26 protein-coding genes and 1 tRNA gene are annotated in these 25270 nt (G+C 69.4%); 15 read left to right on the top strand and 12 right to left on the bottom strand.

What is annotated here, in order from left to right:
- Positions 1–13 precede the first annotated feature (13 nt).
- Positions 14–172: a DUF1674 domain-containing protein gene (locus OMP43_RS00440; protein WP_280277475.1), complete on the top strand. Its 159-nt coding sequence runs from the start codon at positions 14–16 to the stop codon at positions 170–172.
- Here the strand turns inward: OMP43_RS00440 and OMP43_RS00435 are convergent.
- The 3 genes from OMP43_RS00435 to tsaD are packed head-to-tail and all read right to left on the bottom strand — an operon-like array spanning position 169 to position 2701.
- Positions 169–705, bottom strand: a complete 537-nt coding sequence (locus OMP43_RS00435; RefSeq protein ID WP_280277473.1) for a DUF1697 domain-containing protein — start codon at positions 703–705, stop codon at positions 169–171. The genes OMP43_RS00440 and OMP43_RS00435 overlap by 4 nt on opposite strands.
- On the bottom strand, positions 702–1679 hold the full coding sequence (locus OMP43_RS00430; protein ID WP_280277472.1) for an NAD(P)H-dependent glycerol-3-phosphate dehydrogenase: 978 nt from the start codon (positions 1677–1679) through the stop codon (positions 702–704). Before OMP43_RS00430 ends, OMP43_RS00435 begins: the two co-directional genes overlap by 4 nt.
- On the bottom strand, positions 1676–2701 hold the full coding sequence (tsaD, locus tag OMP43_RS00425) for a tRNA (adenosine(37)-N6)-threonylcarbamoyltransferase complex transferase subunit TsaD (RefSeq protein ID WP_280277471.1): 1026 nt from the start codon (positions 2699–2701) through the stop codon (positions 1676–1678). Before tsaD ends, OMP43_RS00430 begins: the two co-directional genes overlap by 4 nt.
- Before the next feature lie 211 nt (positions 2702–2912).
- On the opposite strand from tsaD, the gene hemC reads away from it, so the two are divergent.
- The 6 genes from hemC to OMP43_RS00395 all read left to right on the top strand — a co-directional run bounded on the left by hemC (position 2913) and on the right by OMP43_RS00395 (position 8278).
- Positions 2913–3827: a hydroxymethylbilane synthase gene (hemC, locus tag OMP43_RS00420; protein ID WP_280277469.1), complete on the top strand. Its 915-nt coding sequence runs from the start codon at positions 2913–2915 to the stop codon at positions 3825–3827.
- Positions 3824–4492, top strand: coding sequence for a uroporphyrinogen-III synthase (locus tag OMP43_RS00415; protein WP_280277467.1), 669 nt, complete (start codon positions 3824–3826; stop codon positions 4490–4492). The genes hemC and OMP43_RS00415 overlap by 4 nt, the downstream gene beginning before the upstream one ends.
- Before the next feature lie 32 nt (positions 4493–4524).
- Positions 4525–5358: a hypothetical protein gene (locus OMP43_RS00410; RefSeq protein WP_280277466.1), complete on the top strand. Its 834-nt coding sequence runs from the start codon at positions 4525–4527 to the stop codon at positions 5356–5358.
- Between the two features lie 114 nt (positions 5359–5472).
- Positions 5473–6657 carry an acyl-CoA dehydrogenase gene (locus tag OMP43_RS00405; protein ID WP_280277464.1) on the top strand — a complete coding sequence of 395 codons (1185 nt, stop codon included), beginning with the start codon at positions 5473–5475 and terminating at the stop codon, positions 6655–6657.
- Positions 6657–7175, top strand: a complete 519-nt coding sequence (locus tag OMP43_RS00400) for a GNAT family N-acetyltransferase (protein WP_280277462.1) — start codon at positions 6657–6659, stop codon at positions 7173–7175. Before OMP43_RS00405 ends, OMP43_RS00400 begins: the two co-directional genes overlap by 1 nt.
- Entirely contained in the window at positions 7172–8278 is a 1107-nt protein-coding gene (locus tag OMP43_RS00395) for a CaiB/BaiF CoA-transferase family protein (protein WP_280277460.1), read from the top strand. The genes OMP43_RS00400 and OMP43_RS00395 overlap by 4 nt, the downstream gene beginning before the upstream one ends.
- Positions 8279–8352: 74 nt before the next feature.
- Here the strand turns inward: OMP43_RS00395 and OMP43_RS00390 are convergent, their stop codons facing one another.
- From OMP43_RS00390 to OMP43_RS00375, 4 genes are all read right to left on the bottom strand, one after another.
- Positions 8353–11307: a TonB-dependent receptor gene (locus tag OMP43_RS00390; RefSeq protein WP_280277459.1), complete on the bottom strand. Its 2955-nt coding sequence runs from the start codon at positions 11305–11307 to the stop codon at positions 8353–8355.
- 275 nt (positions 11308–11582) lie between these two features.
- On the bottom strand, positions 11583–12389 hold the full coding sequence (locus OMP43_RS00385) for a DUF72 domain-containing protein (protein WP_280277458.1): 807 nt from the start codon (positions 12387–12389) through the stop codon (positions 11583–11585).
- Positions 12390–12449: 60 nt separating this feature from the next.
- Positions 12450–12875: a DUF2147 domain-containing protein gene (locus tag OMP43_RS00380; RefSeq protein WP_280277457.1), complete on the bottom strand. Its 426-nt coding sequence runs from the start codon at positions 12873–12875 to the stop codon at positions 12450–12452.
- Between the two features lie 198 nt (positions 12876–13073).
- Positions 13074–13148 (bottom strand) — tRNA-Gly (locus OMP43_RS00375).
- A 176-nt stretch (positions 13149–13324) separates the two neighbouring features.
- Between OMP43_RS00375 and OMP43_RS00370 the strand changes: the two genes are divergently transcribed.
- On the top strand, positions 13325–14227 hold the full coding sequence (locus tag OMP43_RS00370; protein ID WP_280277456.1) for a tetratricopeptide repeat protein: 903 nt from the start codon (positions 13325–13327) through the stop codon (positions 14225–14227).
- Entirely contained in the window at positions 14224–14844 is a 621-nt protein-coding gene (locus OMP43_RS00365) for an LON peptidase substrate-binding domain-containing protein (RefSeq protein ID WP_280277455.1), read from the top strand. Before OMP43_RS00370 ends, OMP43_RS00365 begins: the two co-directional genes overlap by 4 nt.
- An 8-nt stretch (positions 14845–14852) precedes the next feature.
- Here OMP43_RS00365 and OMP43_RS00360 read toward each other — a convergent pair whose 3' ends face one another.
- Positions 14853–15299 carry a hypothetical protein gene (locus OMP43_RS00360; RefSeq protein ID WP_280277454.1) on the bottom strand — a complete coding sequence of 149 codons (447 nt, stop codon included), beginning with the start codon at positions 15297–15299 and terminating at the stop codon, positions 14853–14855.
- 20 nt (positions 15300–15319) lie between these two features.
- Positions 15320–16537: a UbiH/UbiF/VisC/COQ6 family ubiquinone biosynthesis hydroxylase gene (locus OMP43_RS00355; protein WP_280277453.1), complete on the bottom strand. Its 1218-nt coding sequence runs from the start codon at positions 16535–16537 to the stop codon at positions 15320–15322.
- Between the two features lie 134 nt (positions 16538–16671).
- Between OMP43_RS00355 and OMP43_RS00350 the strand changes: the two genes are divergently transcribed.
- From OMP43_RS00350 to OMP43_RS00330, 5 genes are all read left to right on the top strand, one after another.
- The gene (locus OMP43_RS00350; protein WP_280277452.1) at positions 16672–18990 is read left to right on the top strand and encodes a DNA translocase FtsK; all 2319 of its coding nucleotides are present in this window, start codon (positions 16672–16674) and stop codon (positions 18988–18990) included.
- 133 nt (positions 18991–19123) lie between these two features.
- Entirely contained in the window at positions 19124–19717 is a 594-nt protein-coding gene (locus OMP43_RS00345; RefSeq protein WP_280278081.1) for an outer membrane lipoprotein carrier protein LolA, read from the top strand.
- A gap of 224 nt (positions 19718–19941) precedes the next feature.
- Positions 19942–20724 (top strand): exodeoxyribonuclease III, encoded by a 783-nt coding sequence (locus OMP43_RS00340; protein WP_280277451.1) that lies wholly within the window; start codon positions 19942–19944, stop codon positions 20722–20724.
- Entirely contained in the window at positions 20721–21764 is a 1044-nt protein-coding gene (gene ribA, locus OMP43_RS00335) for a GTP cyclohydrolase II (protein WP_280277450.1), read from the top strand. The genes OMP43_RS00340 and ribA overlap by 4 nt, the downstream gene beginning before the upstream one ends.
- Before the next feature lie 122 nt (positions 21765–21886).
- Positions 21887–22201 (top strand): hypothetical protein, encoded by a 315-nt coding sequence (locus OMP43_RS00330; RefSeq protein ID WP_280277449.1) that lies wholly within the window; start codon positions 21887–21889, stop codon positions 22199–22201.
- A 99-nt stretch (positions 22202–22300) separates the two neighbouring features.
- On the opposite strand, the gene OMP43_RS00325 is transcribed toward OMP43_RS00330, so the two are convergent.
- Entirely contained in the window at positions 22301–22963 is a 663-nt protein-coding gene (locus OMP43_RS00325) for an HAD family phosphatase (RefSeq protein ID WP_280277448.1), read from the bottom strand.
- On the bottom strand, positions 22960–23628 hold the full coding sequence (locus OMP43_RS00320) for a YggS family pyridoxal phosphate-dependent enzyme (RefSeq protein ID WP_280277447.1): 669 nt from the start codon (positions 23626–23628) through the stop codon (positions 22960–22962). Before OMP43_RS00320 ends, OMP43_RS00325 begins: the two co-directional genes overlap by 4 nt.
- Before the next feature lie 58 nt (positions 23629–23686).
- Here OMP43_RS00320 and OMP43_RS00315 point away from each other — a divergent pair, with 58 nt between their 5' ends.
- Positions 23687–24178, top strand: coding sequence for a thiamine phosphate synthase (locus OMP43_RS00315; RefSeq protein ID WP_280277446.1), 492 nt, complete (start codon positions 23687–23689; stop codon positions 24176–24178).
- Positions 24179–24493: 315 nt separating this feature from the next.
- Here the strand turns inward: OMP43_RS00315 and OMP43_RS00310 are convergent, their stop codons facing one another.
- On the bottom strand, positions 24494–25234 hold the full coding sequence (locus tag OMP43_RS00310; protein WP_280277445.1) for a hypothetical protein: 741 nt from the start codon (positions 25232–25234) through the stop codon (positions 24494–24496).
- Positions 25235–25270: the final 36 nt, after the last annotated feature.

Below are 25270 nucleotides of genomic sequence, written 5' to 3'. Positions count from 1 at the left end.
CGATCTGCCGCCTATGGCCCAGCGCCCCGCAAATGTGAAACCGCCCGCGTATCTGACGCCGAGCCCGCCGGTGCCCGAGCCCGCGCCGGCGAAGGAGACGAAGGACCCGCTCGGCCAGGATCCCACCCGCTATGGCGACTGGGAGCTGAAGGGCATCGCCGTCGATTTCTAGTCGTCCAGCGCGGCGAGCAGCTTGAGCAAGGTATTCCAGTTGCGCCCGGTATTGCCGTGCGCGAGCCTGGCCTTTTGCAGGGCGGGGATCAGGTTCGAACGGCCCTGGCCCTCGGGGAAGTCGGTGAACAGCTCGCGGCCGACCACCATCATGCGCTCGGGGCCGTCATAGCCTTGGGCCAGCCGGTCGATCGCCGCCCGGTCCGGCGGCGCGTGGTGGAAGCTGACGACCAGATAGCTCGGCCGCTCCCTGGCTTCCTCGGGAAAGGGATTGGCTTCGACCAGCTTCTCGAGATCGGCGCGGTTGCGCACGAACACCTCGGACTTGAGGCCGGTGGCTTTCTCCAGCGCGGCGTGGAGGTCGCGCTCGAGCGCCTCGGGCGCCGCGTCGCCGGCCTCGAACACGACATTGCCCGAGGCGAGGATCGTCCTGACTTCGGTGAAGCCCATATCCTCGACCACCGCCTTGAGCTCCGCCGACTTGAGCTGGCGCTTGCCGAGGTTGATGCCCCGCAGCATCGCCGCCCATTTCATGCCATTTCTTCCCGCAGGGGCCGGCTGAGCAGCACTTCGATCACCTGCGCCACGGGAACGCCTTCGAGCAGGGCGTTGACCGCCTCCGTCACCGGCATGTCGATTCCCGCGTCCCGCGCGGCTTCGCGCAGGACGGGCGCGGTGAAGGCGCCCTCGGCCACCGTCTTGCGATCGGCCAGCAGCGCCGCCGCCTGCTTCCCCTGGCCGAGGCCGAGGCCGAGCGAGAAGTTGCGCGAATTGGTGGAGGAGCAGGTGAGGACCAGGTCGCCCAGGCCGGACAGGCCGGTGAGCGTCTCCGCCTGGGCACCGCGGGCTAGGCCGAAGCGCGTCATCTCGGCAAAGCCCCGGGCGATGAGCGCGGCGCGGGCGTTGAGGCCGAGGCCGGCGCCCTCCACCACCCCGCAGGCGATGGCGAGGACGTTCTTGACCGCCCCGCCGATCTCCGCCCCCACCAGGTCGGCCGAGCCATAGGTGCGGAAGGCGGGGCCGGCCAGCCGCTCGGCAAGGCGGGCGCGCAGCCCCTCGTCCTCGCAGGCCAGCGTGACGGCGGTGGGTTTGCCCGCCGCGACCTCATGGGCGAAGGTGGGCCCGGACAGCACTGCGAGCGGCGCCCCGGGCGCGACCTGATGGGCCACCTCGCCGACCAGCAGCTTGGTGCCGGCCTCGATCCCCTTGGCGCAGAGGACCAGCGGCGTGGTGCCGACGGGGAGCTGGGAAAGGACGCCGCGGACATGCTGGGCGGGCGCGACCACCAGCAGCGCGTCCCGGTCCGAAAGCTGCGAAAGCGCCCGCGTGGCGCGGATCGAGGGACTGAGCGGCACGCCGGAGAGGAACAGATCGTTCCGGTGACGGGTGTTCACGCTCTCGACGACTTCGTCTTCGCGCGCCCAGAGCAGCACGTCCTCGCCGCCACGCGCCGCGACCTGGGCCAGGGCCGTGCCCCAGGCGCCGCCGCCGATCACCCCTATCCTCATGCCTTCACTCCCGCGCCGCGCACCTTCTCCGCATCCGGATCGAGCGGCCAGCGCGCCCGCGCCGGCGTGTCGAGCGGATCGCTGAACCCGGCGAGGAACCGTTCGGCCCCCGCCCAGCCGATCATCGCCGCATTGTCGGTGCAGAGCCAGAGCGGCGGCGCGACGAAGCGCATGCCGGCTTCCGCCGCCAATCGTTCCAGCGCGCCGCGCACCGCCTTGTTCGCGGCGACGCCGCCGGCGACGACCAGCGCCGTCGCCCGCACCTGCGCCATCGCCCGGCGCGTGCGATCGACCAGGCAATCGACCACCGCCTGCTGGAACGAGGCCGCGATATCCTCGACTCCATAGCGGCCGACCTTGCGCGCCACGTCGCTCTTCAGGCCCGCGAAGGAGAAATGGGGCTCCGCCGAGCCGAGCAGCGGACGCGGCAGCGGCACCGCCCGAGGATCGCCGCGCGCCGCCGCTTCCTCGACCGCCGGACCGCCGGGAAAGCCGAGGCCGAGCATCTTGGCGGTCTTGTCGAACGCTTCGCCGGCGGCGTCGTCGATCGTGGTGGCGAGGCGCCGGTAGCGGCCCACGCCCTCGACCAGCAGCAGCTGGCAATGGCCGCCCGAGACGAGCAGCAGCAGATAGGGAAAGGCGAGGTCCGGATCGGTGAGCCGCGGCGAGAGGCCGTGCCCTTCCAGATGGTTGATCGCGATCAGCGGCTTGCCGCCCGCCAGCGCGAGCGCCTTGCCGGCGACCAGGCCGACCATGACTCCGCCGATCAGGCCCGGGCCGGCCGTGGCGGCGACCGCGTCGACATCGGCGAGGGTGACGCCCGCTTCCGCGAACGCGCCCTCGATCAGCGGGCCGAGCGCCTCGACATGCGCGCGCGCGGCGATCTCGGGCACGACGCCGCCATAGGGGCGATGGGCAGCCTCCTGCCGCGCCAGCTTGTGCGCCAGCACCCGCCGATCGGTGGTGACCAATGCGGCGGCGGTTTCATCGCAACTCGATTCGAGGCCGAGGATCAGGGCCATGTCGTTCGTTTCATACTCCGTTGCTTGCGCATCTAGGGTGTCGGGAGGCGATTGTCGAAGTTCGGGATTTTTGTTCGCGCGGAGGCGCGGAGAGCGCGGAGAAGTAAAACCGCCGCGTAGAGGCCTCGAAACCCTCTGCCCTCCCTGTGCCTCCGCGCGAACAAGAGTGTCCGCTTCGACAAGCGGCACACGAGCCGGTAAGGCGAACGACATGGCCGTTTTCAAACTGGGTACCCGGGGCTCGCCGCTCGCGCTGACACAGGCGGAGATGGTGCGCGACGCGCTCGCCGCCGCGCACGCGCGGCCGGTGACCGACTTCGAGATCGTCGTGATCCGCACCACCGGCGACAAGGTGCAGGACCGTCCGCTCGCCGAGATCGGCGGCAAGGCGCTGTGGACCAAGGAGCTCGACCGCGCCCTGCTCGCCGGCGAGATCGACGCCTCGGTCCATTCGATGAAGGACGTCGAGACCCTGCGGCCCGAGATGATCGCGATCGCCGCGATGCTGCCCCGCGCCGATGTCCGCGACCGGCTGGTGGGCGCCGCATCCATCGCGGCGATCCCGCAAGGCGGCGTGCTGGGCACCAGCTCGCCGCGCCGCGCCGCGCAGATCCGCAAGCTGCGGCCCGACCTGTCGATCGTGCTGTTCCGCGGCAATGTCGACACGCGGCTGGCCAGGCTGGCCCAGGGAGAAGCCGACGCGACCCTGCTCGCCGCCGCCGGGCTGGCCCGGCTCGGGCGCCATGACGTCGGCACGCCGATCCCCACCAACATCCTCCTCCCCGCCCCGGCCCAGGGTGCCGTGGGCGTCGAGATCCGCGCCGACGACACCCATGCCCGCGAGCTGCTGCGCGCGATCGACCATGTCGAGACCCATGGCTGCATCGCCGCCGAGCGGGCGCTGCTCGCTGCGCTCCGGGCCGGCTGCCACTCACCCGTCGCCGCGCTGGCGACGATCGAGGGAGGCATATTGACGCTCGAGGCCGAGCTGCTTTCCGAGGACGGCGCCGCGCATGTCCATGGCGCGATCGAGGGCGCGCCGCTCGACCATGCGCTGCCCGCCGCGCTCGCCCGCGATCTGCTGGCACGCGCGCCGGCAGCGGTCCGCCGATTGTTCGAGGGGTGAGCCGCCCGATCGCCGTGCTCCGGCCCGAGCCCGGCAACGGCGCGACCATCGCGGCGATCGAAGCGGCGGGGGGCATGGCGATCCGCCTGCCGCTGTTCGCCGCCGCGCCGGTCGACTGGTGCGCTCCGGATCCGGCAGCGTTCGACGCGCTGCTGCTGACCAGCGCCAATGCCCTGCGCCATGGCGGGACGGAGCTGGCCGCGCTGCGGAGCCTGCCGGTGCATGCGGTGGGCGGCGCGACCGCCGCTGCGGCGCGGCGGGCGGGCTTCGCCGTCGCCCATGCCGGCACCGGCGACGGGGCCGCGCTGGTGGCCGCAGCCGAAGCCGCCGGCGTGCGCCGGGCATTGCTGCTGGGCGGGCGCGATCGGATGCTCGAAGCCGGCGGCATCATCGCCCGGGCGATCACCGTCTATGCCAGCGAACCGCTGCCGATCGCGCCCGAACAGGCAGCGCGGCTGCACGGCGCGGTCGCGCTCGTCCAGTCCCCCCGGGCCGGGGCACGGCTCGCCGAGCTGGTGGCGCCGGATCACCGCGCAGCCACCGGCATCGCAGCGATCAGTGCACGCGCGGCCGAAGCGGCGGGCCGGGGCTGGCTCCGCGTCGCCGTCGCCGCCGACTTGCGGGCGGACACGCTGATCGCACTCGCCCTGCAGCTCGCCGATTGACCGGGCCGGGCCACGCGGCGAATAAGGGCCCCATGAGCGACGAGACCTTCGCGCCCGCGGCGCCGCGCGTGCCCTGGTGGCGCAGCGCCAGCCTGATCGGCACGATCGCCTTCGCCGGCGGGATCGGCGTGACCATCGCCGCCGTCGGGCTGGCCGGCGGGCTTTCGCCGCGCCCGCCCGCGCCGGCGCCCCTGCCCTCTCCCAATGCCAGCGCGCAGCCGGTGGTGCCGGCGCTGCCGCCGGGCACCGACCTCGCCACGCTCAGCGCGCGCGAGACGCTGCTGGCGGGCAAGCTGGATCAGATCGAGCTGCGCCTGCGCGACGCCGACGGCAGCGCCCGCAATGCCGCTTCCTATGCGACGCGCGCCGAGCGGATGCTGATCGTCCTCGCGACACGGCGCGCGCTCGAGCGCGGCCAGCCGCTGGGACCGCTCGAGGGCCAGCTCAAGCAGCGTTTCGGCGAGCATGACGGCGACGCCGTCGCCGCGATCCTGCGCGCCGCCGCCCAGCCGGTGACGCTCGAGGATCTGCGGCTCGCGCTCGACACGCTGGGGCCGCGCCTCGCCAATGATCCGGGCGACAGCCTGTGGAACCGGGTGCGCCGGATGCTCGGCGACTTGGTGGTGCTGCGCCAGGCCGACACGCCGAGCCCGCTCCCCGCCGAGCGGCTGCGCCGTGCCCGCCGCGCGCTCGACCGCGGCGATGTCGAGGCGGCGCTCGCCGAGGTGGCCCATATGCCCGGCGTCGCGGTCGCCGAGAGCTGGACCGGTGCCGCCCGGCGCTATGTCGCGGCCCGTGCCGGCCTTGCCGAGATCGAACGCGCCGCGATGGACGTGCCGTCGCCGCCCGCCCGGCAGGCGGGATAGCCGCACCGCATACCCCATGCCGTCATCCCGACGCGCGCCGGGAACCGGAGCCATTAAGCGGGACGGCGGAGCAACACCCGGCCTTGGCCGGGCCGACGAGAGAAGGACGAGGAAATGGCAGAGATGGGCCGGTTCGACTGGTCGGACCCCTTCGGGCTCGATGCGCAGCTGACCGACGAGGAGCGGATGGTCCGCGATGCGGCCCGCGACTATGCGCAGGGCGAGCTGCTGCCGCGCGTGACCAGCGCCTATCTGGAAGAGCGGTTCGACCGCGAGATCATGGCCGAGATGGGCGCGCTGGGCCTGCTCGGCGCGACCATTCCCGAAGCCTATGGCGGCGCGGGGCTCGGCTATGTCTCCTATGGGCTGGTCGCGCGCGAGGTGGAGCGCGTCGATTCGGGCTATCGCTCGGCCATGTCGGTGCAGAGCTCGCTCGTGATGCACCCGATCAACGCCTATGGCACCGAGGCGCAGAAGCGGAAATATCTCCCCAGGCTCGCCACCGGCGAATGGGTGGGCTGTTTCGGGCTGACCGAACCCGATGCCGGCTCCGATCCCGGCGGCATGCGCACGCGCGCGGCGAAGATCGACGGCGGCTACCGGCTGACCGGCAGCAAGATGTGGATCACCAACTCGCCTATCGCCGACGTGTTCGTCGTCTGGGCGAAGAGCGAGGCGCATGGCGGCGGCATCAAGGGCTTCGTCCTGGAAAAGGGCATGAAGGGCCTTTCGGCGCCCAAGATCGAAGGCAAGCTGAGCCTGCGCGCGAGCATCACCGGCGAGATCGTGATGGACGGGGTGGAAGTGAGCGAGGACGCGCTGCTGCCCGAGGTACAGGGGCTGAAGGGGCCGTTCGGCTGCCTCAACCGCGCCCGCTACGGCATCGCCTGGGGGAGCATGGGCGCGGCCGAGGCCTGTTTCCACGCCGCCCGGCAATATACGCTCGACCGCGCCCAGTTCGGCAAGCCGCTGGCGGCGAACCAGCTGGTGCAGCTCAAGCTCGCCAACATGGAGACCGAGATCGCGCTCGGGCTGCAGGCGGCGCTGCGGGCCGGCCGGATGTTCGACGAGGGGACGCTCGCGCCCGAGGCGATCTCGATCATCAAGCGCAACAATTGCGGCAAGGCGCTCGACATCGCCCGCATCGCGCGCGACATGCATGGCGGCAACGGCATCTCGGCCGAATTCCATGTGATGCGCCACGCGATCAACCTCGAGACGGTCAACACCTATGAAGGCACGCACGACGTCCACGGCCTGATCCTGGGCCGGGCGATCACCGGGATCGCGGCGTTCTGATGGCACCCGATCGGCAGCCGATGCTGGAAGGCGGGCTGGTGATGCTGCGCCCCAGCACGCCGGCGGACTGGGACGCGCTGTTCGCGGTCGCCTCCGATCCGCTCCTCTGGGAAGTGCATCCGGCGCATGACCGCTGGCAGGAGCCGGTATTCCGCGCCTATTTCGACGCCGGCATCGCCAGCGGCGGAGCGCTGACCATTGTCGACAAGGCGACCGGCACCGTGATCGGCTCGTCGCGCTTCGACAATTGGGTGCCCGAGGCCGACGAGATCGAGATCGGCTGGACCTATCTGGCGCGGGCCTATTGGGGCGGCGTCTACAATCGCGAGATCAAGCGGCTGATGCTCGATCACATCCACCGGTTCGTGCGCACTGCGGTGTTCACCGTGGGCGTCGGGAATCTGCGCTCGCGCCGGGCCATGGAGAAGATCGGCGGCGTGGCGCGGCCGGGCACGGTCGAGCGGATGATGGCGGGCGAGATGAAGCCGCACCTGATCTACGAGATTACCCGGCCATGAAGCCGCTGGAGGGGATCAGGGTCGTCGAGCTGGCGCGGATCCTCGCCGGCCCGTGGTGCGGCCAGCTGCTCGCCGATCTGGGCGCCGAGGTGGTGAAGGTCGAGCGGCCGGGCGAAGGCGACGACACCCGCCATTGGGGGCCGCCCTTCCTCCACGACGCCGAGGGCGAGAATCGCGACGCCGCCTATTTCCACGCCTGCAACCGCGGCAAGACGAGCCGGGCGATCGACATCGCCACCCCCGAGGGGCAGGCGGCGGTGCACGCGCTGGTGGCGGACGCCGATGTGGTGATCGAGAACTACAAGGTCGGCGGGCTGTTGAAATACGGGCTCGACGCGGCGTCGCTGCGGGCGCGCCACTCCCGGCTGATCGTCTGTTCGATCACCGGCTTCGGCCAGACCGGACCCTATGCGCCGCGCGCGGGCTATGACTTCATCATCCAGGGCATGGGCGGCTTCATGTCGCTGACCGGCGAGCCCGACGGCGCGCCGCAAAAGGCCGGCATCGCCTATGCCGACATCTTCACCGGCGTCTATTCGGCGGTGGCGATCCTGGCGGCGCTGAGGAAGCGCGACCTTACCGGCGCGGGCGCGCATATCGACATGGCGCTGCTCGACACCCAGGTGGGCGTGCTCGCCAACCAGGCACTGGGCTGGATGGCATCGGGCAAGGTGCCGCACCGGATGGGGAACGGACACGCCAATCTGGTGCCCTACCAGGCGTTCCACGCGAAGGATGGCGAGCTGATCATCGCGGTGGGCAATGATTCGCAGTTCCGCAAGCTGTGCGGGGTGCTCGGGCTCGAATACGGCACCGATCCGCGCTTCGCGACCAATCCCCAGCGGGTGGTGAACCGCGTGGCGCTGATCCCGCTGCTCGAGGCGGCGATCCGGCAATGGGCCAAGGCCGATCTCTACGAGGCGCTGGAGGCCGAAGGCGTGCCGGCCGGGCCGATCAACACGGTCGACGAGGTGTTCGCCGATCCGCAGGTGGCGGCGCGGGGCATGAAGATCGAGCGTGACGGCCTGCCGGGGATCGCCACGCCGATCATGATCGACGGCGAGCGCATGGCCGCCGAGCGGGCCAGCCCCAGGCGGCCCTGACCCCGGCAGGCACCGGAACGAAGAAGGGCGGCCCCTTTCGGGACCGCCCTTTTCCTTTCAGGCCCGTCCAAGGATCAGAAATTGACCTTGGCACCCACCGTGAAACGGCGGCCATAGATGTTGTCCCCGGCCTGGACCGGATTGTAGAGATACGCGCCATAAGTGACCGGATCGATGCCCGGCAGGCGATCGAACAGGTTGAGCACATTCGCGTAGATGGTGAACTTGTCCGCGATCTTGGCGGTCGCGTTCAGGTCGAACGTGATGTAGCTCTTCACTCGGCAGCCGGTATAGGCGGGCGACGGCGCCAGGCCGCAATCCTCATACGCATTGCCCTGGTCCATCGCCGACAGGTTGTAGCCGGAGGTGTAGTTGACCGTGCCGCTGAGGGTATAGTTGCCGATCGCGAAGCTGTTCAGCCAGCTGCCCCGCCAGCGGAACGTGCCCGTGCCCGCCGTGAGGTTGAAGTTGCCGAGCGTGTCGACATAGGTCTGGCGCGTGCCGTCGGGCAGCGTGGTGCTGAGCTCCAGCATGAGCGTCGCGTCGAGGTTGCTCGTCCAGGTCACGTCGCCGAAGCGGAAGCGGCCATTCGCGGCGAAGTCGATGCCTTCCGCCTTCTGGGTGTTGGCGTTGACATAGTGCGACTGGACATAGGCCACGCGCGGCAGCGCGCCCGGATGGGCCGGATCCGCCGCGTCGGGGATGATCGTGTAGCCGGCCGGGATCGGATTGCCGGCATAATAGGCCTGGAGCGCCACGCCCGAGGAGAGCGACGTGATCGCATCGGTCTTCTTGATGTTGAAGTAATCGACACTGATCGAGACGCTGTGCAGCGGCTGGAAGACGGCGCCCAGCGTGATGCTGCGCGATTTCTCCGGCTTCAGGTCCGGCGAGGCGAGCGTGGTCTGGCCATAGCTCGCCGTGCGCAGATATTGCGGGCAGGCGGTGCTGAAGGTCGCGACCGAGCAGCCATATTGGGCCAGATACGCATCGTTGAACAGGCCGGCCGAGTTGGTGACATAGCCCGTGGTCGGCAATGCGTTCGCCTCGCCGAAGCTGGGGATGCGGAAACCGCGCGACCAGTTGCCGCGCAGGGTCAGCATCTCGAACGGCTTGATCTTCGCGCCGACCTTCGGCGAGAAATTGCTCTGGCCGGTCGAATAATGGTCATAGCGGCCCGACGCGTTGAGCTCGAGGAACTCGAACACCGGCACGCTCAGCTCGCCGAATGCCGAGGCGACCGTGCGGTGCCCCTCGGTGCCGAACGCGTTGATCGTGAAGTAGCGCTGGGTCGGCCCGTTGATGTCGCTGTTCGCCGAAGGCGCATCGACCGCCTCGTAGAAGAGCGAGCCGCCGACGGCGAGCTGGACCGGACCGCCCGGGAGCTGGAACAGCGCTTTGCTCACGCTCGCCTGGACCTGGTAGAGATCCGAGGAGGCATCGACGTTGAGCTCCGGCGCCAGATAGCTCTGTATCGCGGCGCTGTTGGCCGAGGGATTGACGAAATTGTACGTGCCGTCGGCGATCACGTCGAGCAGATGCTGGATATAGATATAGCCGTTGGACGTGCGGCGCAGATCGGTGTGCATCGCCGTCGCGTCGATCTTGTAGTTCCAGTCGTCGCCGAAGCTGCCCTTGATGCCCGCGGCGGCGCGATACACGCGGCTGCGCGTCTCGTCATAGCGCGTGATGTTGGGCATGCCGCCGATTAGCAGCGCCGTCTGGCCCGAAGCCGCGAAGGGATTGTTCGGGTTGAGCGTGCCGTTGGCCGCGGTGCAGTTCACCCGCGCGGCGCAGACATAGACCGGCAGCGTCAGCGGGCCCGAGCCCGGCGCGAAGCTCGGGCCACTGCCGCGCGTCGAATAGGGCGGGGAATAGATGCCCGCCGGCGCATTGGCGTAGATCGACGAAGGGAGGCCCGAATATTGGCTGCGCGACTGCTGGAAGTTGAGCTCCAGATAGGCCTCGGTCGAATCGCCGAACGTCTTGGCGACATGCGCCGTGAAGCCGAAGCGATCGATCTCCGGCGCTACCACGCCGTAGCGGTTGACCATGTCCTGCTGGCACATTGACGTGGGCACCAGGCCACTGGCGGCCTGTTGGGCCGCCGTGGTCTGGATCGGCGTGCCATTGGCGCAGCCGCTCCCGAGCAGCTGGTAGCGGCCGCCCGAACTCGGCGCGACATAAAGGTTCGAGCCGGCGGAGGTGGTCCCGAAATTGTCGCCGTTGATCAGGTTGTTCGGCCCGCCGATCCCGGTCTGGTTGTCCGAGTTGAACGGATAGGGCAGGTCGCGGTTGTTGACCGAATCAGCGTGATAATAGAAGCCGCTGATATAGGCGTTGAACCCGTCGCGATCGAGGTCGCCGGTGCCGGCGGTCACCGAGAAGCGCTGGGTCGCCGCGATGCCGTCCTGCGAGACGCCGGCCTCGGCCCGGGCCGAAAGGCCGGTGAAGCTGCGCTTGGTGATGATGTTCACCACGCCCGCGATCGCATCGGCGCCGTAGGTCGACGAAGCGCCGTCCTTCAGCACTTCGACGCGGTCGACGATGTCGTCCGGAATCGTGTTGAGATCGACGAAGTTGCGGGTCGCATCGTCGGCGAGCGGATAATAGGCCGCACGCAGGCCGTCGAACAGCACCAGCGTCGAGTTGGTCGTCAGGCCGCGCAGCGAGATGCCCGACGCGCCGCCGGCGAACGCGCCATTGGCCGAGAAGCTGTTGGTGAGCGAGGGTCCGTTGTTGGCGGCCAGGCGCTGCAGGCCGTCCTGGACGGTGCTGATGCCGCGCTGATCGAGCGATTCGGCCGTGACGGTGGTTACCGGCGACGTCGTCACCCGAGTCGCGAACAGCGAGCCGGTGACGACGATCTCGGCATCGTCGGCCGCGGGCTGGTTCTGGCTGGGGGTAGGAGTGGAGGCGGGGGCGGTGTCCTGCGCGAAAGCGGGGACGGCGAGGAGGCTCGCGGCCAGAGACAGCGCCGAGAGCGCGGTCCCCGCACGGAGCGTACGAGCGATATTACGCTTGAACATGGTACCCTTTCCCTACTGCCCAGCGCTAGCGTTGCGCGGGGTGTGAGCCGGCCGTGCCGCCGTAACGGCATGGACTGGCTTCGGGATGAGAGTCGCGGATTCGCGCGTAAAGCGCCGAAAAGGCAGGCTCGCGTTTTGCCTTTCTTCTGTATCCAGAAAGGCACGCATCTTGGCTGTAATGTTTCTGCCAAGTTGCAGGACTGCAAAATTGTGTCGAAACCTCTCAGTTTACTACCGATCTGGCAATTGTTTAAACCATTTCGGAGGTGTTCCGGTCAAGTTGACTGGCCGAGTCGCCGGATCAGTTCCCGCGCCGCCGCCGGCGCCCGCACCTTGCCGCCATGGATGAAGAACAGGAAGGTTTCGCGCGGCACCGCCGGCGGGTCCCGGTCCTCGACATAGGGCAGGCCTTCCGGGCGGCCGCCCGAAGCCCAGGTCCCCGCCGCCGCGGTCCAGCGCGGAAGATCGGCTTCGGGATAGCAGAAGGGATTGTCGTCCTCGCCCGCCTCGAGCCGGGCATAGACGAAGTCGCCGGTCACGTCGGCGATCGCGGGATATTGCGGCGAATCGGCATAGACGATCGCGACGCCGGCCCCGCGGCACAGCGCGACGAATTCGGGAACGGCGAAGCTCTCGTGACGGACCTGCACGGCGTGGCGAAGGGCCACGCCCTCATGCGCGCGCGGCAGCAGGTCGAGAAACGCGCCGAAATCGGCGGCGTCGAACTTCTTGGTCGCCATGAACTGCCACATCAGCGGCCCCAGCCGATCCCCCAGCGCCACGACTCCCTGGCCGACGAACTTCGCCACCGATTCGCCGGCATCGGCCAGCACCTTGCGATTGGTGCAGAAACGCGAGCCCTTCACGGCGAAGACGAAACCGTCGGGCACCGTCTTCGCCCAGCCTTCGAAAGTCGCCGGCTTGAAGCTGGAATAATAGGTGCCGTTGATCTCGATCGCGGTCAGCTGCCGCGCGGCATATTCCAGCTCCTTCTTCTGGCTGAGCCCCTCCGGATAGAAGGTCCCGCGCCAGGGTTCGAAGGTCCAGCCGCCGATGCCGACTCGAATGGGTGCCATGCTCATGCGCCCGACCCTAGCCGCTCCGCGCCGCGCCGCCAGCCCGAAGGCTGCGGCCAAACCCGCTCAACGCACCCGCGACCAGGTCTGCGCCTTGCAGACGACTCCGAACAGCACACAGCCCTTGCCGACCATCTTGTCGCCGTCCTGGAACTGGATGGTGCCCGAGAAGGTCTGGCGGATATCGGGCACGAACACCTTGCCGCTCCACTTGCCGGGACCGGCGGGCTTGAGGTCGCGGAACAGGCGCGTGCCGACCAGCTGCTCGGTGCCGCCGCGCCGGGCATCGGCGATCGCCCCTTCGCTCGCCCAGGTGATGGTGCCGCACAGCGCGCCGCCGCATTCGTCGATGCGGACATGGACGCTGTTGCCGGGATTGCGCCACTCGCTGGCGATCGGCGCATCGGATGGCGAGCCGGCCGCCACGGAGGCGACCAGCGTGGAGGAGAGTGCGAGCGCGGGCAGGATCGCCCGGAAGGACTTGCCGAACATGGCGGGGCTTATCGCCGCCGGAATCTGTACCCAGGCTGAAATGGCCGGCAGCCCGGCATGTCCGAATCGGACGGATCGGCCCGGCTCGACGGCCAGGCGCAGCACCGCTGCTCCGGGCGATACCCGGAGCGCCATCGGCAGCGGCCGGGGCGATTTCGACGCTTCCCTGGAAAGTGCCGGGGATCCGGCAGGAAACGCTGGAGCGGGCGAAGGGATTCGAACCCTCGACCCCGACCTTGGCAAGGTCGTGCTCTACCCCTGAGCTACGCCCGCTCTGGCGTTTTGGCCCGGGCGATCAGCGCACCGGGCGGGTGAGGCGCGGCCACTAGCACCGGCTTTGGGGGTGGGCAACCCCATGGATGCAACTTTTTTAGAGGCTTGGCGCATGACGCGCGAAAGCCCACATATCGCCGCGAAACCACGAAGCACTTTTTTCAGGAGCACGCGCCTTGGCCACGCTTGGACTCACCCCCGCGGAGAAGGATGCCGTCGACGCGTTCCGCCGCGACGTCGTCGAGCCCTCGATGACCAGTCTCGTCATCATCGATTTCTGGGCGGAATGGTGCGGCCCCTGCAAGGCGCTGGCGCCGGTCCTCGAAAAGGTCGCCGCCGACTATGCCGGCAAGGGCGTCGTCCTCGCCAAGGTCGATGTCGATGCGAATCAGTTCATCGCCAACCAGTTCCAGGTCCGCTCGATCCCCACTGTCTATGCGATGTTCCAGGGCCAGCTGGTCGCCGACCTCAGCTCGGCGCGCACCGAATCGCAGCTGCGCACCATGCTCGACCAGATCCTGCGCCAGCTTCCGGTGCAGAGCGCCGACGCGCAGGCGGAGGCCGAGCTGGAGCCGCTGATCGCGATGGGCGAGCAGGTGCTGGCCGAAGGCGATGCCGAGCGCGCGCTCGCGATCTTCGAGCAGATTGCCGAGATGGCGCCCGAGCATGGCGCGGTCGCCGCCGGCCGCGCGCGCGCGCTGCTGGCGCTGGGCCGGACCGAGGAGGCCGAAGCCGTGCTCGCCGCCCTGCCGGGAGACGCCAAGGGCGCCGAGATCGAACAGGCGCGCGCCGCGATCGCGCTGGCGAAGGAGGCCCGCCCGGTCGAGGATCTGAGCGGCCTCGCCGCGCAGGCGGCGACGGGTGACATGGAAGCGCGCTACGAGCTCGCCGGCGGCCAGATGGCGGCGGGGGATCGCGATGCGGCCGCCGCGACGCTGCTCGGCATGATCCGCGACGATCGCGAATGGAACGAGGGCGCGGCGCGCCAGCGGCTGCTGAAGCTGTTCGAGGCCGCCGGGATCGAGGATCCCTGGGTCGCGGCGCAGCGCCGCAAGCTGTCGGCGATCCTGTTCGGATGATTCCCGGCGGGACGCTCTCGCGCCTCTCGATATTCCCGCTGGGCGGGGCCCTGCTCTTCCCGCGCATGCACCTGCCGCTCCACATCTTCGAGCCGCGCTACCGGGCGATGGTCTCGGACGCGCTGGCGCGCGACCGGCGGATCGGCATGATCCAACCGCGCGGCCCGGGCGATTCGCCGGCCCTGTTCGAGATCGGCTGTGTCGGGCGCATCGCCGAAGTGGAGGCGCTCGACGACGGGCGCTTCGACATCGTGCTCGAGGGGCTGGCCCGTTTCTCCCTGGTGCGCGAGCTCGACGTCACGACGCCGTTCCGCCAGGTCGAGGCCGCGTTGGAACAGGCGGGCGACATCGAAGTGCTCGCCATGGCCGAGCGCGCCGCCCTCGAGATCGAATCGCGGCGCTTCGCCGATGGCCTCGGCTATGCGGTCGACTGGGAGGCGGTGAGCCGGCTGGACGACGAATCGCTGGTCAACGGCATCGCCCAGATCGCGCCGTTCGACGTCGCTTCGAAACAGGCGCTGCTGGAGGCGGACACTCTGGCCGAGCGATCGGAGCTGATCGTCCAGCTGATGCAGTTCTTCGGCCGCCACGACGGCGACGAGGGGACGCTGCAATAGGGTGCTCCCTATTTGCCGAAAAGGCGGGAAAGCAAGCCCCGTTTGGGTGCCGGCACATATTCGGCCACGACCTGATCGCGATAGTCCTGCCATGTCCCGAAGCTTTTTCGGGCGGCTTCCAGCGTGAAGAACCTGCTGGTCTGGAGGTCGATGCCGCGTGCACCTATCGCATGCAGGATCGAATCGACCACTTCCATCGCATCAGCGCCACCGCCGCGCACGTAAAGCGAGACGCCGCTGCATTCCGCATCGTTTCCCAAATTGAACTCGATCGACCAGCCCTCACGCCTGAGCAGGCCCCAGCCGGGGTCACTGAAATCGACGTCGGGCAGCACGGCCCTGATCTTCAAGATCACCGTATCGCGCGGACCCAGTGGCTGGGGATCGAAGTCCTCGGGAATGTCCTCGACCGAAGCGACGGGCGGAAAATCCTGCGCGTACAAATCCCAGCTCATCCTGCCATTCCCCGAAATTTCTAGGCGGGCATCCCCTGCAGCAGCTTGGGCACGTCGCCGCTTTCGCCGCGCGCCTCGGCCATGAACCAGTGCTTGAGCGGCGGCAGCCGGTCGACCGCGGAGAGGCCGAAGCGGCGAACGGCGCTGGCGGTCTTGCCGGGAATGCCGAACAGGCGGGTCAGCCCGTCGGTGGCGGCGGCGACCATGAAGGTGTCGAGCCCGCGCCAGCGCTGATAGCGCGCGAGCAGCTGCGGGTCGCCCATGTCCAGGCCCAGCCTTTTGCCGTCCACCAGCACCTCGACCAGCGTGGCGACGTCGCGAAAGCCCACATTCACCCCCTGCCCCGCGATCGGATGGATGCCGTGCGCGGCGTCGCCGACCAGCGCCAGCCGGTCGCTGGTGATCCAGGCGGCATGGTGAAAGCCGAGCGGATGGCTGAAGCGCGCGGTGAGCGGGCCCAGCCTGCCCAGGAACCCGCCCATGCGCTTCTCCGCCTCGGCCAGATAGGCGCGCTCGGAGATCTTCATCATGCCGGCGGCGTCGCGGGCATGGACCGTCCACACCACGGCCGAGCGATGGCCGTGCGCGTCGTCCAGGAGCGGCAGGATCGCGAACGGGCCGGTCGGATAGAAGATCTCGAAGGCGATGTTCTCGTGGCTGCGTTCATGGCCGAGCGTGGCGACCATCGCGGCGTGATCATAGCTCCAGCGCGCGGTGCTGAGCCCGGCGGCCTCGCGCGTCGGCGAGTTGCGGCCCTCGGCCCCTACCAGCAGCTGGGCATGGACCGTGGTGCCGTCGCTCAGCTCGGCAGAGACGCCGAACGCGCCGCGCTCCACGCGGAGCGCGCGCGTCCGCATGCGCATATCGGCGAGCGGCGCCGCGACCGCGGCTTCGTAGAGAGCGGTGCGAAGGACACGATTCTCGAACATGTGGCCGAGCGCGCCCTCGCCTTCGCCGGGCGCGAAATCGAGCTTGCCGGGATCGAGCCCGTCCGAGACGCGGATGCCCGCGATCGGGCAGCCCTTACCCGCCAGCCGCGCCGCCACGCCGATCGCCTCGAACATCCGCATCGGCGCGCTGGCGATCGCCGAGGCGCGGCCGTCGTGCCGGGCGGCGAGGATCTGCGCCGGATCGGCGGGATCGATCACGATCGAGGAAATGCCATGCGCATCGAGCGCGGTAGCCAGCGCCGAGCCGACCAGCCCGCCGCCGAGGATGAGAACGTCTGCGCGATCCATGGACCCGCCGTAGCGCCTCCCTTCCCGTCCGTCATCCCCGCGCGGGATGCGGCGGAACGTGCGGGGAACGCTTGACGCCGGAGTCCGCTCAGGCGATTAACCGGCCCGCACCCCTGAAAATCTGGAGGCTGGGCATGGCGTCCCGGGCACAGGCGCCGCTTTGGCGCGAAACCATGAAGGCCGGCGCGCGCCGCAGCGGCGCGGTGATCGGCGGAGCCGCTCTGTTCCTGGGCGTGCTCGCGCTCGGCGTGGCGCTGGGCAGCTATCAGCCGACCGATCCGTCGATGAACACCGCGGCCGCCGGCCCCGCCCGCAACTGGATGGGCGAGCCCGGCGCCTGGACCGCCGATTTCCTGTTCGCGCTGCTCGGCCCCGCGGTGGTGCTGTTCCTGCCGATCGGGCTGATCGTCGCCTATCGCCTGCTCAAGGACCGGCCGGTGGGCAATTGGGGCACCATGTTCCGCGGCGTGAGCCTGGGCGTGGTCTTCACCGCCACCGCGCTCGCCTTCTTCTCCGCCGACGCGGTGCTGTCGCTGACGGGCGGCTGGGGCGGCGTGGTCGGCCTGTCGATCGCCGGCTTCTTCAACTGGCTGATCGGCTTTGCCGGCGATCCGGTGATCAGCTGGTGGGCCGGGCGCGGCCTCGGCCTGGTCTGCGGGCTGATCGGCCTGTTCATCTGGTGGCGCAGCCTCGACTTCTCGCTGCCCGAGCGCGTGAGCCTGCCGGGCATCCCCAGCCTCAAGGGGCCGGGCAAGACGGCCCTGCTCGGCGCGCCGGAGAAGGAGCTCGCCGCACCCGAGCCGAAAATCCGCGAGGGCCGCGAACCGCGCAAGACAGTGGTGCCCGACACCCGGCCCGGCCCGGTGATCGCCGATCGCAACCTCACGCCCTCGCCCGCACGGACCAAGCCGCCGACCCAGACCAGCCTCGATTTCAAGGACAGCTATCAGCTGCCTTCGATCGACCTGCTCAAGCCGCCGCCGGTCAACAAGAATGCCGGGATCGACAAGGCGGCGCTGGAGCGCAACGCCCGGCTGCTCGAGAGCGTGCTCGACGATTTCAACGTGAAGGGCCAGATCGTCGAGGTGCGGCCGGGCCCGGTCGTCACCATGTACGAGCTCGAGCCGGCGGCAGGCATCAAGGCGAGCCGGGTGATCCAGCTCGCCGACGACGTGGCGCGCAACATGTCCGCCACCTCGGCGCGCATCGCCACCATCCCCGGGCGCAGCGTGATCGGCATCGAGCTGCCCAATGCGGCGCGCGAATCGGTCAATCTGCACGAACTGGTCGCCAGCCAGGCCTTTGAGGATCAGGGAGCGACGCTGCCGCTGGTGCTCGGCAAGAACATCGCGGGCGATCCGGTGATCGCCGACCTGGCGCCGATGCCGCACCTGCTCGTCGCCGGCACCACCGGCTCGGGCAAGTCGGTGGGGCTCAACTGCATGATCCTCTCGCTGCTCTACCGGCTCACGCCCGAGCAGTGCCGGATGATCATGATCGATCCCAAGATGCTCGAGCTGAGCATGTACAAGGACATCCCGCACCTGCTTGCCGATGTGGTGACCGAGCCGGCCAAGGCAGTGCGCGCGCTGAAATGGGCGGTCGAGCAGATGGAGGACCGCTACCGGATGATGGCGCATGCCAATGTCCGCAGCCTCGCCTCGTTCAACGACAAGGTGCGCCAGGCGAAGGCGAAGGGCCAGAAGCTCGGCCGCAAGGTGCAGGTGGGCTATGACCCCGACACCGGCAAGCCGATCTACGAGGAGGAAGCGCTCGACCTCCAGCCGCTGCCGCAGATCGTGGTGATCGTCGACGAGCTGGCCGACCTGATGATGACCGCGGGCAAGGAAGTGGAATTCCTGATCCAGCGGCTGGCGCAAAAGGCGCGCGCGGCGGGCATCCACCTGATCATGGCGACGCAGCGTCCCTCGGTCGACGTCATCACCGGCGTGATCAAGGCGAACCTGCCGACCCGCCTGTCCTTCTACGTCGCCAGCAAGATCGATTCGCGCACCATCCTGGGCGAGCAGGGCGCCGAGCAGCTGCTGGGCAAGGGCGACATGCTCTACATGCCGGGCGGCAAGCAGATCGTCCGCGTGCACGGCCCGTTCGTCAGCGACGACGAAGTCCAGGCCGTGTCCGATCACTGGCGCGCGCAGGGCACGCCCGAATATATCTCCGCAGTCACCGAGGAGCCCGAGGATGGCGGCTTCAGCCTGGACGGCGCGCCCGAGGGCGACGATTCGCCCGAGGACCAGCTCTATCGCCGGGCGATCCAGCTGGTGGCGGAGAGCCAGAAGGCTTCGACCTCGTGGCTGCAGCGCCAGCTCCGCGTGGGCTACAACAGCGCCGCGCGCCTGATCGAGCGGATGGAGAAGGACGAGCTCGTCTCGCGCCCTGATCATGTCGGCCGCCGGGAAGTGCTGATGGATACCGACGGCCGCCAGCTCTAGACGGGATCGAAAACCGCGCTTGGCGGGTTCAGGGGACATTCAAGCCCCTGCCCCCAGGGCATCAGCCGCAATTTCGGAGAATCGACACGTGTTTGCACGGCCCCTCGCCCTCAGCCTCGCCCTTTCAGCGCCCATGCTGATTTCGGCGGCGCCCGCGCCGGCCCCGATCGCGGCCCCGGCGCCTGTCGACCAGCTCGCCCAGGTACAGCAGCATCTCGAAGCCGTGAGCTCGATGACCGCCAGCTTCGCGCAGACCGACCGCAACGGCCGCACGCTCACCGGCACGATGACGCTGAAGCGCCCGGGCAAGATCCGCTTCCAATATCAGAAGGGCGTGCCGCAGCTGATCGTCGCCGACGGGCGCAGCCTCTATTTCATCGACTATCAGGTCCGCCAGGTCGAGCGCTGGCCGATCGGCAACTCGCCGCTCGCCGTGCTGCTCAACCCCAAGAAGGACATCGCCAAGTTCGCCAAAGTGATCCCCACCGGCAGCGACCAGCTCGTCTCGGTGGAGGTGCATGACACGGATCACCCCGAATATGGCCGCATCACCCTGATCTTCCAGAAGAACGCCACCGCGCCGGGCGGGCTGATGCTCCAGGGCTGGGTGGCGCTCGATTCGCAGAACAACCGCACGACGATCCGCCTGTCGGACCAGGCGTTCAACACGAACGTCAGCGACGGAACGTTCCGCTGGAACGATCCCCGCCGCCAGGGCCCGCGCTAAGCTGAACATCGTTCATGTTGGCGACAGGTTGGCCAGCCTAGAACCTGTCTTGCGGATGTGAGGGCGTACCCGGGATTTTCCCCCTGTTGCTCGGGATCTTCACTTCCCGCCTGCGTGACGAACGCTAGGTCGGCCCTCGCTCCATTGCCCCCGGAGCGGGGGCCTTTCCTTGTCCGGGCCTCCCCCACTGGTGCGCGGGCGAAACACCGCCTAAATCCCGCCCGATGAAGATCGCTTCTTGGAACATCAACTCCGTCCGCTTCCGCATCGAGATCGTCGAGCAGTTCCTGCGCGAGGAAGCGCCCGACATCCTCTGCCTCCAGGAAACCAAGGTGATCGACGGGGACTTCCCCGAGGCTCCGTTCCGCGCGCTCGGCTATGACCACATCATCAAGCACGGCCAGCGCATGCATCACGGCGTGGCGATCATCGCCCGCGTGCCGGTGGTGGAGGACGACCGGTTCGACTGGCAGGCGAACGGCGAGGCCCGCCATGTCGGCGTGCGGCTGCCGGGCGGCGTGCGGCTCGAGAATGTCTATGTCCCCGCCGGGGGCGATGTTCCGGACCGCGAGGTGAACCCGAAATTCGGCCAGAAGCTCGATTTCCTCGAGCGCATGATCACCTGGTCAGAAGGGCTGGCCGTCCCCTCGATCCTGACCGGCGACTTCAACGTCGCGCCGCTGGAAAGCGATGTGTGGAGCCACAAGCAGCTGCTGGACGTGGTGAGCCATACGCCGATCGAAGTGGCGACGCTGGGCCGGCTCCAGGCGGCGAACGACTGGGTCGATCTCGGCCGCCACTTCATCCCCGCGCCGGCGCGCTATTATAGCTGGTGGAGCTACCGGGCGAAGGACTGGGCGGCGTCCGACCGCGGCCGCCGGCTCGATCACATGTGGGCGAGCCGCGACGTTGCCGCGAAAGCCGTGTCGCACAAGGTTTGCGAGCCCTGCCGCTCCTGGCTCAAGCCCTCCGACCATGTGCCCATCGTCACCGAGTTCGACCTTTGAGCGCGCACCAGGCGGCCCGCGCCATCGATGCGCTGCGCCGGGGCTGGCCCGTGGCGATCGGGGACCTCGCATTGCTCGCGGTCGAGACCGGCGATGCCCGGCGGCTCGCGGCGTTCGACGAGGCGGGCACGGCCGACCTGCTGCTCTCGGCCGGACGCGCGGCAACCCTCAAGCTCGCCAACCAGCGCGATGCGGCGACACCCGATGCCCCGGTGCTGGTGGCGCGTGCGCCATGGCTCGATTTCGACATGGCGACGGCGCTCGCCGATCCCCAGTTCGATCTCGCCACGCCCCTGAAAGGGCCCTTCCGGGCGATTCCGCTGGCGGAGCCCGAACTGGCGGCGGCGGCGTTGCGGCTGGCCCGCGTCGCGGGGCTGCTCCCGGCTTTCTTCGTGCGCCGCGCGGCTGGCGAGGAAATGATCCTTCCCGCGGACATCGACGCGCACGAGGATGCCGACCGCCTCCGCATCGTCGCCCGCGCCCGGCTGCCGGTCGCCGATGCCGAGGATAGCGAGATCGTCGCCTTCCGCACCGACGAGATGCCCGGCGAGCATGTCGCGCTGCTGATCGGCGAGCCGAACGGCAACCCGCCGCTGGTGCGCCTGCACAGCGAGTGCCTGACCGGGGACGTGCTGGGCAGCCTGAAATGCGATTGCGGGCCCCAGCTCCAGGCGGCGATCCGCGAAATCCGGGCCAGCGGCTGGGGCGTGCTGCTCTATCTGCGCCAGGAGGGGCGCGGGATCGGGCTGATCAACAAGCTGCGCGCCTATGCGCTGCAGGACCAGGGCTTCGACACGGTCGACGCCAATACCCGGCTGGGCTTCGCGATCGACGCGCGCAACTTCGCCACCGCGGCGAAGATGCTGTCGCTGCTCGGCCAACACCAGGTGCGGCTGCTGACCAACAATCCCGACAAGGTGGCCGCGCTGGAAGCGGCGGGAATCCGGGTGGCCGAGCGGGTGCCGCACTTCCTGCCGCCCAACCCGCACAATGAACGCTATCTCGCCACCAAACGCGACCGGACGGGGCACCAGTTCTGAGATATTTCCTCGACACCGAGTTCAACGGCTTTGGCGGGCCGCTGATCGCGCTGGCGCTGGCGCCCGAGGATGGGAGCATTCCCTTCTACGAAGCGCTGCCCTGCCCCGACCCCACGCCCTGGGTGGCGGCGCACATCCTGCCGGTGCTCGATACGGCGCCGATATCGCGTGCGGCGATGGGCCAGGCCTTCGCCGCCTATCTGGGCGACGACCCCGATCCGCTGCTCGTCGCCGACTGGCCGGAGGACATCGCCCATGCCGCGCAGCTGCTGATCGCCGCGCCGGGCCGGCGCCATCCGATCGACCGCATCCGCTTCGAGCTGTGCGACGCCTTCGGCTTCGACAGCGCGGCGATGAGCAAACGGCCACACAATGCGCTGGCTGACGCCATGGCGCTGCGGGAGCATCTGCTCGCGCGCGAGGCGCGGGGCTTCTAGCGCAGCGCTTTCTCATTCTTCGTCGCGGCGCCGCGCGAATCAAATTTCGCGCGCAACCACGCGGCGGCGCAACGAGTCTGGAACGCCTTCGGCGCCGGATCAGGCGACCAGCCGCGCCACTTCGCCGAAATCATGCGCGATCAGCTTCACGCCCAGCGCGCGCAGGCGCTCGGCATGGTCGGGCGCGCAATGCGAGCCGGCGCACAGGCCGATGACGTCGGCACCCGAGGCGACCGCTCCGGTCACCCCGACCGGCGAGTCCTCGAGGATCACGCAGCGCTGGATCGGCACCCCGATCGCGGCGGCGGCGTGGAGATAGAGATCGGGCGCCGGCTTGCCGCGCGCGACATGCTCGTGGCCGCTATAGATATGCTCGCCGAACGCGGCACGGATGCCGAGATGCGCGAGGTGCCGGCTGATCCACCGGGTCGAGCTCGACGAGGCGATCGCGCGGGGCAGTCCGGCGGGCAATTCCTCGACGAAGCGAATCGCCCCGGCAACGGCGGGCAGCCCCTCCTCCAGCACGCGCGCATCCTCCTCGGCGCGGGCGGCGTGGAAATCCTCGGGTATCGCCCGGCCGATCCAGCGTTCGATCGCGCCCAGGAAATCCGCGCCCGACAGGCCCATGAAGTTGGCCATCGAATCCTCGGGCGTGGTCGGATGGCCGATGCTGGTCAGATAGGCCGCGATCTGCCGGTTGCCGGCCGCTTCGCTCTCCAGCAGCACCCCGTCGAAATCGAACAATATCGCATCATATCTCACGCGCGCGCTCCGAACAGGGCGGTGCCGACGCGGACATGCGTCGCGCCGATCGTCACCGCCGTCTCGAAATCGCCCGACATGCCCATGGAGAGCCCGGCAAGGCCGTGATCGCGGGCGATGCTGGCGAGCAGGGCGAAATAGGGGGCGGGCTCGAGATCGAGCGGAGGCACGCACATCAGCCCCTGCACGGGGAGATCCGCTGCCCGCGCCTCGGCGAGCAGCTCGGGTAGCGCGGCCACGGCGCAGCCGCCCTTCTGCTCCTCGTCCCCGATATTGACCTGGAGGAAGCACGCGGGGCGCCTGCCCGCCTTGTCCATCGCCCGGGCGAGCGCATGCACCAGCGAGGCGCGGTCGACCGAATGGATCGCGTCGAACAGCGCCACGGCGTCCTCGGCCTTGTTCGACTGGAGCTGGCCGACCAGATGGAGCGCCACGTCCGGGGCCGCTTCGCGCAGCGCCGGCCATTTGCCCTCGGCCTCCTGCACGCGATTCTCGCCGAACACGCGCTGGCCGGCATGGATGAGCGGGCGGATGGCATCGGCATCGTGCGTCTTGGAGATGGCGATCAGCGTGACCGCGTCGGCTTCGCGCCCGGCGATCCTGGCCGCGCGCGCGATTCGGGCGCGCACATCGGCAAGGCGCTGGCTGGCTTCGTCTATCGGCATGGCCCGCGCTATAGGCAGGGCGATGCGCCGCCGCCACCCCCTCCCGCGCCTTTGGCTGATGACCGACGAACGCATGGGCGACGCCCTGTGGGATGCGCTGGCGCGGCTGCCGCGCGGGGGCGGCGTGGTGTTCCGGCATTATGGCCTGCCACCGGCCGAGCGGCGGGCGCTGTTCGCGAAGGTGCTGAAGGTGGCGCGCCGGCGCGGGCTGACGCTCATTCGCGCCGGGGCGCAGCCGATGCGCGGCGAATCGGGTGTGCATGGCGGGCGCGGCCGGGGCCTGCGCACGGCGCCCGCGCATAACCGGCGCGAGGCGATCGCCGCGCGGCGGGCGGGCGTGGACGCGCTGTTCGTCTCGCCTGCCTTCCCCACTCGCTCGCACCCGGGCGCCCGGGCGCTCGGGCGGGCGCGCTTCGGCCTGTTGGCGCGGGGGCTCGGCGTGCCGGTGATCGCTCTGGGCGGAATGGACGCGCGCAGGGCGGCCAGCCTCGGGCCGTTGGAGATATATGGATGGGCGGCGATCGACGCCTGGGCGGGGGCGAAAGACTAGGCGCGACTCAATCGGCAGACACCGCCATTCCTGCGAAAGCGGGGTCCGGGTAGCTCGGGACAACGACGCCACTGGGCGAGCGCTCTCCGGAGAGCGCAGGGCTCGACTATGGGCAATCCGCCCTTGGCCCGCTGACCCTGGATCGAGAGCCCGGCCATGCCTCCGCCACTCCTGCAAGGACAGCGATCCGGAGCCGCGGGCGGAGCGGGCGCGGCTTGCTCCGGACTATCCCGAAGCTTCGCCGTCACGGCATCCGGACTGGCGGCAAGGATTTCGTGGGGCCGACGTCAGGCATTGGGACGGACGGGCGCGCCGTCAGAAGCGGAAGGCGGTGCCCACATAGACCGCCTGGCTGTCCCGGCGGCTCTCGTTGAGCTTGGGCAGGCGATCTTCCTCGCTGCGATAGCGCACGCCCGCGGTCACATCCAGGTTGCGGGTCAGCGAATAGCTGCCGCCCAGATCGATGGAATAGCTCGGCTTGTCGCCGATCAGCACCGGCGTGTTGGCCAGCGGACGATCCGCCGAGGCACTCAGCCGGCCGCTCAGGCGCTTGCCGGTGTAGCTGACGCCGATATCGGCCCGCTCGCGGCTGCCGGGCTGGTCCACCAGCTCGACGCGAGTCACGTCGCCCGAGACGGCGAGGCGCTTCCAGCCGACCGAGACGCCGAGATTGTACGAGATCGGCGCCAGGTTGACCGGCGCCGCCGACGCGACGGCAACCTCATGCGCCACGTCGCGGCCGCGCACCGCACGGCTCGAAGTGGCGCGGACGGCGACGGTCACGCCATGGCTGCCGCCCCGCGCTTCGGCCGGCGTGAAACGGAAGCTGCCCTCGGGCAGGCCCGAACGGGCGAGCACCGCTGCAAGCTTGGGGTCGGCCGCGGCCGGCGTGAAGATGCCGATGCCGCCGCGCGCCGGCACGGCGGCGCGCTTGGCCGGGGCGACGCGATCGGCCCGGCTGGTCTGCGCCTGGATCGCCGGCGCGAGCAGGAGCCCGGCAGCGCAGAGCGCTCCCAGTGCAATTCCCGTCCTCGTCCGTCCGACTCGCATCGTCATGAATCCCTAGATGATGTCGCCTACCATGATTCGGAA

The sequence above is a fragment of the Sphingomonas sp. CBMAI 2297 genome (assembly GCF_029870595.1).
GTDB lineage: Bacteria > Pseudomonadota > Alphaproteobacteria > Sphingomonadales > Sphingomonadaceae > Sphingomonas.
The sequence above is the reverse complement of the archived record's forward strand: the minus strand, read 5'-3'. Positions and strand labels throughout refer to the sequence as shown.

Excerpts from the sequence above, each read along its gene's own strand:
- OMP43_RS00440 (WP_280277475.1), top strand. The coding sequence starts at position 14 with ATGGCCCAGCGCCCCGCAAATGTGAAACCGCCCGCGTATCTGACGCCG.
- OMP43_RS00435 (WP_280277473.1), bottom strand. The coding sequence starts at position 705 with ATGAAATGGGCGGCGATGCTGCGGGGCATCAACCTCGGCAAGCGCCAG.
- OMP43_RS00430 (WP_280277472.1), bottom strand. The coding sequence starts at position 1,679 with ATGAGGATAGGGGTGATCGGCGGCGGCGCCTGGGGCACGGCCCTGGCC.
- tsaD (WP_280277471.1), bottom strand. The coding sequence starts at position 2,701 with ATGGCCCTGATCCTCGGCCTCGAATCGAGTTGCGATGAAACCGCCGCC.
- hemC (WP_280277469.1), top strand. The coding sequence starts at position 2,913 with ATGGCCGTTTTCAAACTGGGTACCCGGGGCTCGCCGCTCGCGCTGACA.
- OMP43_RS00410 (WP_280277466.1), top strand. The coding sequence starts at position 4,525 with ATGAGCGACGAGACCTTCGCGCCCGCGGCGCCGCGCGTGCCCTGGTGG.
- OMP43_RS00405 (WP_280277464.1), top strand. The coding sequence starts at position 5,473 with ATGGCAGAGATGGGCCGGTTCGACTGGTCGGACCCCTTCGGGCTCGAT.
- OMP43_RS00400 (WP_280277462.1), top strand. The coding sequence starts at position 6,657 with ATGGCACCCGATCGGCAGCCGATGCTGGAAGGCGGGCTGGTGATGCTG.
- OMP43_RS00395 (WP_280277460.1), top strand. The coding sequence starts at position 7,172 with ATGAAGCCGCTGGAGGGGATCAGGGTCGTCGAGCTGGCGCGGATCCTC.
- OMP43_RS00390 (WP_280277459.1), bottom strand. The coding sequence starts at position 11,307 with ATGTTCAAGCGTAATATCGCTCGTACGCTCCGTGCGGGGACCGCGCTC.
- OMP43_RS00385 (WP_280277458.1), bottom strand. The coding sequence starts at position 12,389 with ATGAGCATGGCACCCATTCGAGTCGGCATCGGCGGCTGGACCTTCGAA.
- OMP43_RS00380 (WP_280277457.1), bottom strand. The coding sequence starts at position 12,875 with ATGTTCGGCAAGTCCTTCCGGGCGATCCTGCCCGCGCTCGCACTCTCC.
- OMP43_RS00365 (WP_280277455.1), top strand. The coding sequence starts at position 14,224 with ATGATTCCCGGCGGGACGCTCTCGCGCCTCTCGATATTCCCGCTGGGC.
- OMP43_RS00360 (WP_280277454.1), bottom strand. The coding sequence starts at position 15,299 with ATGAGCTGGGATTTGTACGCGCAGGATTTTCCGCCCGTCGCTTCGGTC.
- OMP43_RS00355 (WP_280277453.1), bottom strand. The coding sequence starts at position 16,537 with ATGGATCGCGCAGACGTTCTCATCCTCGGCGGCGGGCTGGTCGGCTCG.
- OMP43_RS00350 (WP_280277452.1), top strand. The coding sequence starts at position 16,672 with ATGGCGTCCCGGGCACAGGCGCCGCTTTGGCGCGAAACCATGAAGGCC.
- OMP43_RS00345 (WP_280278081.1), top strand. The coding sequence starts at position 19,124 with ATGCTGATTTCGGCGGCGCCCGCGCCGGCCCCGATCGCGGCCCCGGCG.
- OMP43_RS00340 (WP_280277451.1), top strand. The coding sequence starts at position 19,942 with ATGAAGATCGCTTCTTGGAACATCAACTCCGTCCGCTTCCGCATCGAG.
- OMP43_RS00320 (WP_280277447.1), bottom strand. The coding sequence starts at position 23,628 with ATGCCGATAGACGAAGCCAGCCAGCGCCTTGCCGATGTGCGCGCCCGA.
- OMP43_RS00315 (WP_280277446.1), top strand. The coding sequence starts at position 23,687 with ATGACCGACGAACGCATGGGCGACGCCCTGTGGGATGCGCTGGCGCGG.
- OMP43_RS00310 (WP_280277445.1), bottom strand. The coding sequence starts at position 25,234 with ATGACGATGCGAGTCGGACGGACGAGGACGGGAATTGCACTGGGAGCG.